The following is an 11,898-nucleotide window of genomic DNA, read 5'->3' as shown; positions in this document are numbered from 1 at the left end:
GCCCCTGTTCGATGTCCTCGCACAATGGTTCAACCGGGACGCTGGCCTTCACCGGACCCGTCGCCGCCGCCACCATCCGCAAGATCGCCTGCGACGCGGACATCATTCCCGTCCTCCTCGGCACCGACGGCCGGGTCCTGGACATCGGGAGGACCAGCAGAATCTTCCCGCCCCACATCCGCAAAGCCATCACCGCCCGCGACAAAGGCTGCACCTTCCCCGGCTGCACCATCCCAGCACCTTGGTGCGAAGCCGCCACATCGACTACTGGTCCCGCGGCGGCCCAACGAGTACAGACAACGGTGTCCTGTTGTGTTCGCACCACCATCACCTGATCCACAAAGAACTATGGACCATCCAAACCCGCAACGGCACCCCCTGGTACATCCCGCCACTCCACCTCGACCCCCACCAAAAACCCCGACAAAACCACTACTTCAGACTGTGATTTCGGGAGGTAAGGGAGTGGTTGCAGGTGCCGCTATCGGAACAGTGTGAACACGCGCAGAGCGTGGGGCTTCGAGTCGCCGCCCTCGATGAAGCCCTGCGACTCGTAGAAGGACCGTCGTTCCGGCTCGTCGTCGGTCAAAAGGACCGTTTGCCGCACATGGGCGAACCGGTTCATGACCGCGGCCAGTAATTGTCGGCCGACACCCGAACGATGGAAGGAGGGTTGCACCAGGATGTCCTGGACGTAGCAAATAGTCTCGTCGTCGGACATAGCCCTTGCCAGACCCACCAAGGCGCCTTCCGCCCACGCCGTGACGACAAAGGAGGACTTTCGAACGGCCCGTTCCAGCACCTCGGGTTCGTTGGTGTAGGCGGTCCAGCCCACGGAGTCGTAGAGGGCAAGCAGCTCCGACCGGGAGACATCGCGGCTCGCTGAGAGGCTGAACTCGGACATCCGCCCAGTGTGGCATGCTGGGGCGAATGAACTCACCCACCCCGGCCCCGGGCCCCTCGCGTGTGCTCTTCTACGGTGTCACCGGGAGCGGAAAATCGTCGGCCGCCCGGGCCTATGCGGCACGCACCGGGCTCCCGGAGTACTCGGCGGATGACGATATTGGCTGGCTGCCCGGGTGGCAGCAGCCCGGCGATCAGGAGCAACGCCAGACAGCCGCGCGGATCGCCGCCATGGACGCGTGGGTGCTGGACAGCGCCTACGGCGTGTGGCGGGATTTGATCGTTCCCCGGGCCGAACTCATCGTCGGGCTGGACTACCCCCGGTGGCTATCCCTGCTCCGCCTCATTCGCCGGTCCATCCGACGGGTCGTCGCCAAGGAGGAGGTCTGCAACGGAAACCGGGAGACGCTTCGCCGGCTGTTCGCCAAGGACTCAATCATTGCCTGGCACTTCCGGTCCTTTACCCGCAAGCGGCAGGTCATGCGCTCCCTCAGCAGCGCCGGCGGCTCCGCCGAGATCCTGATCTTCAGGCGGCCGCGGGAACTGGAGGCCTGGTTGAACGGGTTGCCATCCGTACCACCGGTGCAGTCGCGGCCCCCGGCAGGCTAGCGGAGCGTACTGCTCCCGCGGTTCCCGGACGACGGCGGGTTGCGGCTCAGGTCGGAACCTACCGGATCGGCTCGCCCGCCGCATCGACCCGGAAGTTGGCGATGACCTGACGGGTGGAAGTGTCAATGATGACCACCGAGTCCTTCGGCCATGACGGGTCCGGGGTGACGATGTAATCGACGTCGCTGATCTTCGTGGGGCGGCCGGCGTCGTTGATGCTTCGGTTGAAGGCGTCCACCACCTGGTTGGTGCGGGTATTGATGGCGACCGTCTCCGCAGGCAGGCCATGGGCGTCACCGCTGGCCGGCGTCGAGTTCCACCAGCCCTCGTAACCGCCCACCGGACCGTGAGCCCGCCCTGCGTCCGTGGGACCGGCTTCCGTCGGACCTGCGGCCGCCGAACCGGCCTGCGCCGGCCCAGGCTGCACGGTGCTCACCGGCTGCGCTGCGCACCCGTTCAGCGCCCCTCCGAGGATCGCCACCAGCGTCAAGGCGCCCGTCATTCCGCTTTTCATCTGTCCCCCAATTCGACGCCATGTCGCTCCGTCGGCGTTAGGGGGACGCTACCACGGCGCCGATAGCGGGGGAGGGGCGCGGGGACCCGGCCGGCGTCGGGGGCGCCGGAGGAATGCGGGTAACCTAGGAGAGTTCCGGAGCCGGCCCTATCCCTCCGGGAAAAGTGTTTTGGCAGGCAGCAAAAAGGCGAGGTAGATGGTCCACATCTGGAACGATCCGTCCGAGGTCCCCACGGACTTCGGCCCGACCGTCGTCACGATCGGCAACTTCGACGGCGTGCACCGCGGTCACCAGCAGGTGCTCTCCCAGCTCATCCGCACCGCCCGCCTGAACCACGCCCGCGCCGTCGTCATCACCTTCGACCCGCACCCCGCCCAGGTACACCGGCCGGAGTCAGCACCCGAGCTGATCATGGGCCTCGAAGACAAGCTCGTCGCGCTCGGCGAGGTGGGCCTGGATGCCGTCCTGGTGATGAAGTACTCGCTGGAACTGGCCAGCCTCACGCCCGAAGAATTCGTCTCCTCCATCATCGTCGACACACTCAAGGCCAGCCACGTCGTCATCGGCCACGACACCCGCTTCGGCCGCGGCAACTCCGGGGACCTGGACACCATGAAGGATCTGGGGGAGAAGCTCGGCTTCGAAGTCCAGGTCATCAGCGAGTTCGGCGCCGAAGGCTTCCCGCTGCACGGCGCCGGAGGAGATAGTGCCGGAACGCACGGTGCCGAAACGCACGACGCCGGAACAGATGGCGCCGCGGCCGAGCACGGCGCCGGCGACCGCCGCTGCTCCTCCACCTGGGTCCGCGAAGCGCTGCGCGAGGGCGACGTCGCCACGGCCGCCGCCGTCCTCGGCCGCCCGCACCGGATGCGCGGCACGGTGGTGCACGGCGCAGCCCGCGGCCGCGACCTGGGCTTCCCCACCGCGAACCTCGCCGCCGACGCCACCGGCTACATCCCCGCGGACGGCATTTACGCCGGCTGGCTGGTGGATGAGGCCGGTACCCGTTGGCCCGCTGCGATCTCCGTCGGCTCCAACCCCACCTTCGACGGCGTCAGCCGCCAGGTGGAGGCGCACGTCATCGACCGGCCCCAGGAGGCGGTGGAGGACTTCGATCTGTACGACCAGACAGTCGTCGTCGAATTCGTGGCCCGGCTGCGCGGCATGGTCGCGTACCGTGGGCCCGAGGCTCTGATCGAGCAGATGCGGCTGGACGTCGTCCAGACCCACCAGATCCTGTTCGCCGGCTGAAACCCTGCCGGCGGGGAAGGCACCAGACGTGACACTTGAGAAGAACACCCGGGAGCTGGACAAGGACATCGTCCGCGACTTCAGCACCCGGATGAGCTACGCCTCGTACCTGCAGCTCCCCACGCTGCTCAGCGCGCAGCAGCCGGTCAGCCGGCCGGAGCACCACGACGAGCTGCTGTTCATCATCCAGCACCAGACCACGGAGCTGTGGCTGAAACTCGTGCTCCACGAACTGCGCAGCGCCGCGGCGTGGCTCCGGAGCGACGACCTCGGCTCCGCCCTCAAAGCCATCGCCCGGGTCAAGCACATCCAGAAGACCCTCACCGAGCAGTGGTCCGTCCTGGCCACCCTGACACCCACCGAGTACTCCCAGTTTCGCGGTTTCCTCGGCAACTCCTCCGGGTTCCAGTCCAGCCAGTACCGGGCCGTGGAATTCCTGCTGGGGAACAAGAACCGCAAGATGCTGCCGGTCTTCGAATCGGACCCGGAGGCACACGCGATGCTGCAGGAGCTGCTCGAAGCGCCCAGCATCTACGACGACTTCCTCGCATACCTCAAGCGCCAGGGCTTTGACGTGCCCGAGTCGGTGCTGAACCGGGACGTCAGCCAGGCCCACGAGTTCTCTGCCGAGCTGGTGCCGGTGTTCAAGTCCATCTACGAAAACGCGGCGGACAACTGGGGAGCCTACGAGGCCTGCGAGGAACTCGTGGACCTCGAGGACAACTTCCAGCTCTGGCGCTTCCGCCACCTGCGCACCGTGCAGCGGACCATCGGCATGAAATCCGGCACCGGCGGCTCCAGCGGCGCCGCGTTCCTGCAGAAGGCCCTGGAGCTGACCTTCTTCCCCGAACTTTTCGCCGTACGAACGGAGATCGGCCAGTGAGCGAGAACCAGCAGGTGCACAGCGGCGCCGACCCGTTGTGGCAGCGTGCCCTCGACCTCGACGCCGCCGATCCGCTGGCCGCGTACCGGGACCAGTTCGTCGGCGCGGAATCCGAGCTTTCCTACCTGGACGGCAACTCCCTGGGCCGGCCGCTCAAGCGCACCGTCACGGACATCTCCGCGTTCATCGAACAGGGCTGGGGCGGCCGGCTGATCCGTGGCTGGGACGAGGAATGGCTGGACCTTCCACAGGCCATCGGCGACCAGCTGGGCCGGGCCGCGCTCGGCGCCGCGCCGGGGCAAACCATCATTGCCGACTCCACCACCGTGGTGCTCTACAAGCTCATCCGGGCCGCCCTCGCCGCCGTCACGGATCCCGCCCGCACCGAGATCGTGCTGGACACCGAGAACTTCCCCACGGACCGGTACCTGGTGGAGGGGATCGCCCGCGAGGAACATCTGACGATCCGCTGGATCCAGGCGGACCAGGCCTCCGGGGTGACCGAGGAACAGGTTCGTGCCGCCACCGGCCCCGCCACCGCCGTCGTGGTCCTGAGCCAGATCGCCTACCGCTCCGGCCATCTGGCGGACCTGCCCGGGATCACGGCCGCCATCCACGACGCCGGCGCGTTGGTGGTTTGGGACCTCTGCCACTCCGCGGGCTCGGTGGAGATCGCCCTGGACGCCGCGGACGTGGACTTCGCCGCCGGCTGCACCTACAAGTACCTCAACGGGGGACCGGGCTCGCCCGCGTTCGCGTACGTCAACGCCCGGCACCTTCCCGGCCTGCAGCAGCCCATCTGGGGCTGGATGGGCCGCAAGGACGCCTTCGAAATGGGTCCCGGCTATGAGGCGGCCCCGGGCATCCGCGGTTTTCTCAGCGGCACCCCGGCGATTTTCGGCATGCTCGCCATGCGCGGGACCCTGGACCTGATCGAGGAGGCCGGAATGTCGGCGATCCGGCGCAAGTCCGAGCTGCTGACCGCCTATGCCCTGGAGCTCTTCGACGCCTGGCTGGAACCCTCCGGCGTGAAGCTCTCCACCCCCAGGGACCCGGCGCGGCGCGGCAGCCACATCACCGTGGACCACCCGGCGTTCCGGGAAATGACCGCAACGCTGTGGAAGCAGGACGTCATCCCGGACTTCCGAGCCCCGCACGGCATCCGGCTGGGCCTCTCCCCGCTGAGCACCTCGTTCGCCGAGCTCTACCGCGGCGTGCTGGCCATCCGCGGGCTGCTCGCCGACGCCGCCTGATCGCCGCAGGTCGACACCGCCTGATCGCCGCAGGTCGACGCCGGCGCAGGGCCGGTTTAGACAACGTCCGCGGCGTGCCCGTAAACTAAACGGTGGGTCCGGCTGCAGTCCGTGGTTGCTGGGCCCTGCCGCGTGATACCGCTTTGGTGGAAATACGCGTCCGGCATCCCCGGCAGTGAATTACTGATTCGGGCCTCACGGCACATCTCAAGGAGTTATTGTGGCACTTGAAGCCGCTGTAAAGCAGTCCATCATGAAGGATTTCGCAACGTCTGAGGGCGACACCGGTTCGCCGGAGGTCCAGGTTGCAGTCCTGACCCAGCGGATCAAGGATCTGACTGAGCACATGAAGGTGCACAAGCACGACTACCACACCCAGCGCGGTCTGCTGGCCATGGTTGGTCGCCGCAAGCGCATGCTCACCTACCTCAAGAACACTGACATCAACCGCTACCGTGCGCTCATCGAGCGCCTCGGCCTGCGCCGCTAGTCAGCTTTAGGGGCGGCCCCTTTCCGTGCGGAAAGGGGCCGCCTTCTTCAAAAAAACTCAACAGGAGGATCAACCGCATCACGCATTCGCGGTCCTCGGTAGTGACCTCCGGGAAGGGCTTCAAGGAACCGAAGCCCGGGCCCGTGGGTCTCGATCGATGACCGGGTGCAGTGCAGTCCAGGTAGACAGATGCCGGACTGGGTTGATGCGGCTGGACTCCGTGACACAAGAAACGGAGGTGACTCTCTATGGAGGGTCCCGAAATCCAGTTCTCGGAAGCCGTCATTGACAATGGCCGCTTCGGCAAGCGGGTCATCCGCTTCGAAACCGGCCGCCTTGCCAAGCAGGCCGCCGGTGCCGCGATGGTCTACATCGACGAAGAAACCGCTCTGCTGTCGGCCACCACGGCCGGCAAGCACCCGCGTGAAGGCTTTGACTTCTTCCCGCTGACCGTCGACGTCGAAGAGCGCATGTACGCCGCCGGCCGCATCCCGGGCTCGTTCTTCCGCCGCGAAGGCCGCCCGTCCACCGAAGCGATCCTGGCCTGCCGCCTGATGGACCGCCCGCTGCGCCCGGCCTTCATCAAGGGCCTGCGCAACGAGGTCCAGATCGTCGTTACCGTGCTCTCCATCAACCCGGACGAGCTCTACGACGTCGTCGCGATCAACGCGTCCTCGATGTCCACCCAGCTCTCCGGCCTGCCGTTCTCCGGCCCGATCGGCGGCGTCCGCGTTGCCCTCGTCGCCGACGAGCAGGGCTCCCAGTGGGTTGCCTTCCCGAAGCACTCCCAGCTGGAGAACTCGGTCTTCAACATGGTCGTCGCCGGCCGCGTTGCCGGTGACGACGTCGCGATCATGATGGTCGAGGCCGAGGCCACCGACAACTCCTGGAACCTGATCAAGGAACAGGGCGCCACCGCCCCGACCGAAGAGGTCGTGGCTGAGGGCCTGGAGGCTGCCAAGCCGTTCATCAAGGCTCTCTGCGACGCCCAGGCCGACCTCGCCGCCCGGGCCGCCAAGCCCACGGTCGAGTTCCCGGTCTTCCTGGACTACGAGGACGACACCTACGCCGCCGTCGAGTCCGCCGCCGCCGAGAAGCTTGCCGCGGTCTTCCAGATCGCCGACAAGCAGGAACGCGACGCCGCCTCCGACGCGCTCAAGGATGAGGTCCTCTCCTCCTTGGCCGGCCAGTTCGAGGGCCGCGAGAAGGAACTCTCCGCAGCCTTCCGCTCCGTCACCAAGCAGGTTGTGCGCCAGCGCATCCTGAAGGACCAGGTCCGCATCGACGGCCGTGGCCTGACGGACATCCGCCAGCTCACCGCCGAGGTCGAGGTCCTGCCCCGCGTCCACGGTTCGGCCATCTTCGAGCGCGGCGAGACCCAGATCATGGGTGTCACTACGCTGAACATGCTGAAGATGGAACAGCAGATCGACTCGCTGTCGCCGGTGACGCGCAAGCGCTACATGCACAACTACAACTTCCCGCCGTACTCCACCGGTGAGACCGGCCGCGTCGGTTCGCCGAAGCGCCGCGAAATCGGCCACGGTGCCCTGGCAGAGCGCGCCATCGTGCCCGTGCTGCCGTCCCGCGAGGAGTTCCCCTACGCCATCCGCCAGGTCTCCGAGGCTCTCGGATCCAACGGTTCGACGTCGATGGGCTCCGTCTGCGCCTCCACCCTGTCTCTGCTGAACGCCGGTGTGCCCCTGAAGGCCGCCGTCGCCGGTATCGCCATGGGCCTGGTCTCCGACCAGGTTGACGGCCAGACCCGCTACGCCGCCCTGACCGACATCCTCGGCGCCGAAGATGCCTTCGGCGACATGGACTTCAAGGTCGCCGGTACCTCCGAGTTCGTCACGGCCATCCAGCTGGACACCAAGCTCGACGGCATCCCGGCCTCCGTGCTGGCAGCGGCCCTCAAGCAGGCCCGCGAAGCCCGCCTCCACATCCTGGACGTCCTGAACTCCGCGATCGACACCCCGGACGAGCTCTCCGAGTTCGCTCCGCGCGTCATTGCGGTCAAGATCCCGGTAGACAAGATCGGCGAAGTCATCGGCCCGAAGGGCAAGATGATCAACCAGATCCAGGAGGACACCGGCGCGGATATCTCCATCGAGGACGACGGCACCGTCTACATCGGTGCCACCAACGGCCCGTCCGCGGACGCCGCCCGTTCCGCGATCAACGCCATCGCCAACCCGCAGGTCCCGGAAATCGGTGAGCGCTACCTGGGTACGGTCGTCAAGACCACCACCTTCGGCGCCTTCGTCTCCCTGACCCCGGGCAAGGACGGTCTGCTGCACATCTCCGAGCTGCGCAAGATCGCCGGCGGCAAGCGCGTGGACAACGTCGAGGACGTCGTCTCCGTCGGCCAGAAGATCCAGGTGGAAATCACCAAGATCGATGACCGCGGCAAGCTCTCCCTCTCGCCCGTCGTGGCCGAGGAAGAGGGCGCCGACGCCGCCCCGGAGTCCGCGGAGTAGTCCCTCCCGATCAACGGCAGCGGGGCCGGTGGATTCGTCCACCGGCCCCGCTGCCGTTAACTGCCGCCGCCGCGGGTAGGATGGCAGGCAGATTTGGCACCCTTCCAGCACGGTTTTTTGAAAGGCCTTAATGACTCTCGTTCCGCTGCCGCTCGAGCAGAACCAGCACGCCGACACCCTGATCCACGGGGCCGACGGCGGTTCGGAGGTGCGGCGTTCGGTGCTCCCCGGCGGCGTCCGGGTGCTGACCGAGGCGATGCCCGGCCAGCGCTCCGCCACGATCGGTTTCTGGGTCGGCGTCGGGTCCCGGGACGAGGCACCCGGCCAGCACGGCTCCACCCACTTCCTGGAGCACCTCCTCTTCAAGGGCACCCGGAAGCGCACCGCTTTGGAGATCGCCTCCGCCTTCGATGAGGTGGGCGGCGAATCCAACGCGGCCACCGCCAAGGAAAGCACCTGCTACTTCGCCCGGGTCCTCGACACGGACCTGCCAATGGCGATCGACGTCATCGCCGACATGATCACCGGCGCCGTCCTCGACCCGCAGGAGATGGAGCAGGAACGCGACGTCATCCTCGAGGAGATCGCGATGGACAGCGACGACCCTACCGACGTCGCCCACGAGCACTTTGTCGCCGCGGTCCTCGGCTCCCACCCGCTGGGCCGCCCCATCGGGGGCACTCCCGAGGCCATCCGCGCCGTTGCCCGGGATTCGGTCTGGGACCACTACCGGCGCTACTACCGCCCGGACGAGCTCGTCATCACCGCCGCCGGGGGACTGGACCACGACGTCGTCTGCCGCCTCGTGGTGGACGCCCTGGAGACCGCCGGCTGGGACCTCGAGGCCGACGCCGCCCCGGTGCAGCGCCGCGCGACCGAACGCGCCGTGATCACCGGCACCGCCGGCCTGCACGTGGTCAAGCGCCCCGTGGAGCAGGCCAACATTATCGTAGGCTGCCCCTCGCTGGTGGCCACCGATGACCGCCGCTTCGTCATGAGCGTCCTCAACGCCGTCCTCGGCGGCGGCATGTCCTCCCGCCTGTTCCAGGAGGTCCGCGAGAAGCGCGGGCTGGTCTACTCGACCTACTCCTTCGCCTCCTCCTACGCCGACGCCGGGTACTTCGGCATGTACGCCGGCTGCACCCCCACGAAGGTCCGCCAGGTGCTGGACCTGCTGGGCGCCGAGCTGGACAAGCTCGCCGAGGGCGGCATCACCGAGGAGGAGCTGCGCAAGGCCGTGGGCCAGCTCAGCGGCGGGATCGTCCTGGCGCTGGAGGACACCGGTTCGCGGATGTCCCGCCTGGGCCGGGCCGAACTGGTCTCCGGCGAATACCAGGACATCGACGAGACCCTGCGGCAGATCCAGGCCGTCACCGCCGCCGAGGTCCAGGAACTCGCCCGCGAACTCGCCGCCGCCCCGCGGACCGTCACCGTGGTGGGACCCTTCGAGGAAACCGAGACCTTCGGGCTCTAAACCGGCGCCGCCGCCCGGACCCGGCGGCACACCGTCGTCATGACCGGGGTGAACTCCCCGGCGGCTCCCAGCCGCAGCCCGGCGGAGTGGATGAGCTCGCCATCGCGCACCTGCAGCGTGTGCCGGGCCGTGCCCCGGGCGCTGCGCCGCTCGATGGTCAGCACGCCGTCGTGCCAGGCGGCCCGCGCCGGCGCGTCCGGTGCGCGCCCCTCCAAGGGCAGGCCTACGACGCCGGCGCGTGCACCGTGAATTTCGTATAGGAGCGCCCCGGGGTGGCGCGGATCCTCGGTGAGCACCCCCGTGACGGTGGCGACGCCGCCGTCGGCCTCGGCGTGCCGGAACGCCACCGTGACCGCCAGCCCACCCGCCGCCCGCGCGAACTCCACCTCCGCCGCCGCGCTCCTTGCCGGACCCCACGCGGTGGCCTCCCAGCGGGTGGTGCCGCTCCAGCGCCCCAGGAAATCAGCCAGGGCGCCGAGCGTGGCGCCCGTCAACCGTCGGTTCATGCCGCACGCACCTCCCCGGTCCTTCCCATGGGACCGCGCTGCGACCGCGCTGCGGCCCCGGGATCATCTTCACGCGGGCCGCACTGGGAGTAAAGGGCGGCCGCGGGGAGCCGCTAAGGCGCAGTTGGTCGGAGCGGGGGAGAAGCCGTTTCGTTGCCATTTCGTTGCACAGTCGGCGCCGGAATCCGTTGACAGTCTGTGACCCGCGCCATAGATTGACTGTAATCTGAATCACCTTTCAGGTTGGACTCAGATCTCCCCTGCCCCCACTCCTCGGATTTTCACCGAAAGGCATCCCGTGAAGGACACAAAGAAGTTCCTGATGGCAGCCGTGATGGCCTCCGGCCTGGCCCTGAGCGCCTGCGCGCCCACCGCCGGCTCGGCAGCCCCCGCGGGCTCCGGCAAGGCCGCCGAGCCCGTCAACGTCGGCATCATCTACTCCAAGACCGGGGCCCTGGCGGCCTACGGCGCCACCTACTACCAGGGCTTGCAGGCCGGCATCGACTACGCCACCGGCGGCAGCGGCGAGGTCAACGGCGCCAAGATCAACCTGACCTACACCGACGACGCCGGGGACCCGGACAAAGCGGTCTCGGCCGCCAAGGACATGATCGGCAAGGGCTACAAGATCATCGGCGGCACCGCCTCCTCCGGCATCGCCGTCAAGCTCGCCGAACAGGCCCAGCAGAACAAGGTCCTCTACATCTCCGGCCCCGCCGCCACCGACGCGATCCAGGGCGTCAACAAGTACACCTTCCGCTCCGGCCGGCAGAGCCTGCAGGACGTCGCCACCGCGGGCACGTTCATCGACACCAAGGGCAAGAAGGTCGTCGTCTTCGCCCAGGACAACGCCTTCGGCCAGGGCAACGTCGCCGCGGTCAAGGCCGTGCTCGGGGCCAAGGGCGCCAACGTCAGCTCCGTGCTGGTTCCGGAGAACCAGGAACTGACGCCGTTCGCGCGCCAGCTGCTGGACGCCAAGGCAGACCTGGTCTTCGTCGCCTGGGCCGGCGCCACCACCGGCACCATGTGGCAGGCCCTGAGCCAGCAGGGCGTCTTCGACTCCGCCCCGGTGGTCACCGGCCTCGGCGACGCCTCCAGCTTCAACGCCTACGGCCCGGCGAGCTCCAAGATCAGCTTCCTCAACCACTACTTCCCGGGCGCCTCCGGCACCGACGTCGAGAAGAAGATGATCGCCGGCGTCGAGAAGGCCGGCGGCAAGGCCGACCTCTTCACCCCGGACGGCTTCGTCGCCGGCCAGCTGATCGTCCAGGCCATCAAGCAGGGCGGCGGCACCGACCCCGACGCCATGGTCAAGGCCCTCGAGGGCTACAGCTTCGACGGCCCCAAGGGCAAGGAAACGGTCCGTGCCTCGGACCACGCCCTGATCCAGGACATGTACCAGGCCAAGCTCGTCCAGAAAGACGGCGCCTGGACCCCGCAGCTGATCAAGGCCGTGCCCGGCGACACCGTCGCCCCGCCGGAGAAGAAGTAGCCAGCGGCGGCCGGGCCGGGCGCGGAAAATTCCGCCCCGGCC

Annotated in this window: 11 protein-coding genes and 1 pseudogene; 9 read left to right on the top strand and 3 right to left on the bottom strand. The window is 67.9% G+C overall.

Features of this window, described 5'->3' with window-relative positions; all coding sequences use genetic code 11:
* Positions 1-448, top strand: a pseudogene (locus tag AB0305_RS15410) (HNH endonuclease signature motif containing protein); the annotation flags it as partial.
* A 33-nt stretch (positions 449-481) separates the two neighbouring features.
* Here AB0305_RS15410 and AB0305_RS15405 read toward each other — a convergent pair.
* On the bottom strand, positions 482-904 hold the full coding sequence (locus AB0305_RS15405; protein WP_364137161.1) for a GNAT family N-acetyltransferase: 423 nt from the start codon (positions 902-904) through the stop codon (positions 482-484).
* Positions 905-930: 26 nt separating this feature from the next.
* Between AB0305_RS15405 and AB0305_RS15400 the strand changes: the two genes are divergently transcribed.
* Positions 931-1,512, top strand: a complete 582-nt coding sequence (locus AB0305_RS15400) for an adenylate kinase (RefSeq protein ID WP_364137163.1) — start codon at positions 931-933, stop codon at positions 1,510-1,512.
* 58 nt (positions 1,513-1,570) lie between these two features.
* Here AB0305_RS15400 and AB0305_RS15395 read toward each other — a convergent pair whose 3' ends face one another.
* Positions 1,571-2,026 (bottom strand): hypothetical protein, encoded by a 456-nt coding sequence (locus AB0305_RS15395; protein WP_364137165.1) that lies wholly within the window; start codon positions 2,024-2,026, stop codon positions 1,571-1,573.
* 196 nt (positions 2,027-2,222) lie between these two features.
* Here AB0305_RS15395 and AB0305_RS15390 point away from each other — a divergent pair, with 196 nt between their 5' ends.
* From AB0305_RS15390 to AB0305_RS15365, 6 genes are all read left to right on the top strand, one after another.
* A complete protein-coding gene (locus tag AB0305_RS15390; RefSeq protein WP_364137167.1) occupies positions 2,223-3,278 on the top strand; it encodes a bifunctional riboflavin kinase/FAD synthetase in 1,056 nt (351 codons plus the stop codon).
* Positions 3,279-3,306: 28 nt separating this feature from the next.
* Positions 3,307-4,161: a tryptophan 2,3-dioxygenase gene (gene kynA / locus AB0305_RS15385; RefSeq protein ID WP_364137168.1), complete on the top strand. Its 855-nt coding sequence runs from the start codon at positions 3,307-3,309 to the stop codon at positions 4,159-4,161.
* Positions 4,158-5,414, top strand: coding sequence for a kynureninase (gene kynU / locus AB0305_RS15380; protein WP_364137170.1), 1,257 nt, complete (start codon positions 4,158-4,160; stop codon positions 5,412-5,414). Before kynA ends, kynU begins: the two co-directional genes overlap by 4 nt.
* Positions 5,415-5,634: 220 nt before the next feature.
* On the top strand, positions 5,635-5,904 hold the full coding sequence (gene rpsO, locus AB0305_RS15375) for a 30S ribosomal protein S15 (RefSeq protein ID WP_290258342.1): 270 nt from the start codon (positions 5,635-5,637) through the stop codon (positions 5,902-5,904).
* Positions 5,905-6,152: 248 nt separating this feature from the next.
* A complete protein-coding gene (locus AB0305_RS15370; RefSeq protein ID WP_364137172.1) occupies positions 6,153-8,384 on the top strand; it encodes a polyribonucleotide nucleotidyltransferase in 2,232 nt (743 codons plus the stop codon).
* A gap of 130 nt (positions 8,385-8,514) precedes the next feature.
* On the top strand, positions 8,515-9,858 hold the full coding sequence (locus AB0305_RS15365) for a pitrilysin family protein (protein ID WP_290258339.1): 1,344 nt from the start codon (positions 8,515-8,517) through the stop codon (positions 9,856-9,858).
* Here the strand turns inward: AB0305_RS15365 and AB0305_RS15360 are convergent.
* Positions 9,855-10,364, bottom strand: coding sequence for a DUF1579 domain-containing protein (locus AB0305_RS15360; protein ID WP_364137174.1), 510 nt, complete (start codon positions 10,362-10,364; stop codon positions 9,855-9,857). The genes AB0305_RS15365 and AB0305_RS15360 overlap by 4 nt on opposite strands.
* 298 nt (positions 10,365-10,662) lie before the next feature.
* Between AB0305_RS15360 and AB0305_RS15355 the strand changes: the two genes are divergently transcribed.
* Positions 10,663-11,856 carry a substrate-binding domain-containing protein gene (locus AB0305_RS15355; RefSeq protein WP_364137176.1) on the top strand — a complete coding sequence of 398 codons (1,194 nt, stop codon included), beginning with the start codon at positions 10,663-10,665 and terminating at the stop codon, positions 11,854-11,856.
* The last annotated feature ends 42 nt before the right edge of the window (positions 11,857-11,898 follow it).

This window comes from Arthrobacter sp. NPDC080086, assembly GCF_040702285.1.
Note: the sequence above shows the minus strand (reverse complement) of the source record. Positions and strands in the feature narration are given on the sequence as shown.

Bases quoted from the DNA above. Each gene is read 5' to 3' on its own strand.
- AB0305_RS15405 (WP_364137161.1), bottom strand. From the start codon at position 904: ATGTCCGAGTTCAGCCTCTCAGCGAGCCGCGATGTCTCCCGGTCGGAG.
- AB0305_RS15390 (WP_364137167.1), top strand. From the start codon at position 2,223: ATGGTCCACATCTGGAACGATCCGTCCGAGGTCCCCACGGACTTCGGC.
- AB0305_RS15365 (WP_290258339.1), top strand. From the start codon at position 8,515: ATGACTCTCGTTCCGCTGCCGCTCGAGCAGAACCAGCACGCCGACACC.
- AB0305_RS15395 (WP_364137165.1), bottom strand. From the start codon at position 2,026: ATGAAAAGCGGAATGACGGGCGCCTTGACGCTGGTGGCGATCCTCGGA.
- AB0305_RS15370 (WP_364137172.1), top strand. From the start codon at position 6,153: ATGGAGGGTCCCGAAATCCAGTTCTCGGAAGCCGTCATTGACAATGGC.
- AB0305_RS15400 (WP_364137163.1), top strand. From the start codon at position 931: ATGAACTCACCCACCCCGGCCCCGGGCCCCTCGCGTGTGCTCTTCTAC.
- AB0305_RS15360 (WP_364137174.1), bottom strand. From the start codon at position 10,364: ATGAACCGACGGTTGACGGGCGCCACGCTCGGCGCCCTGGCTGATTTC.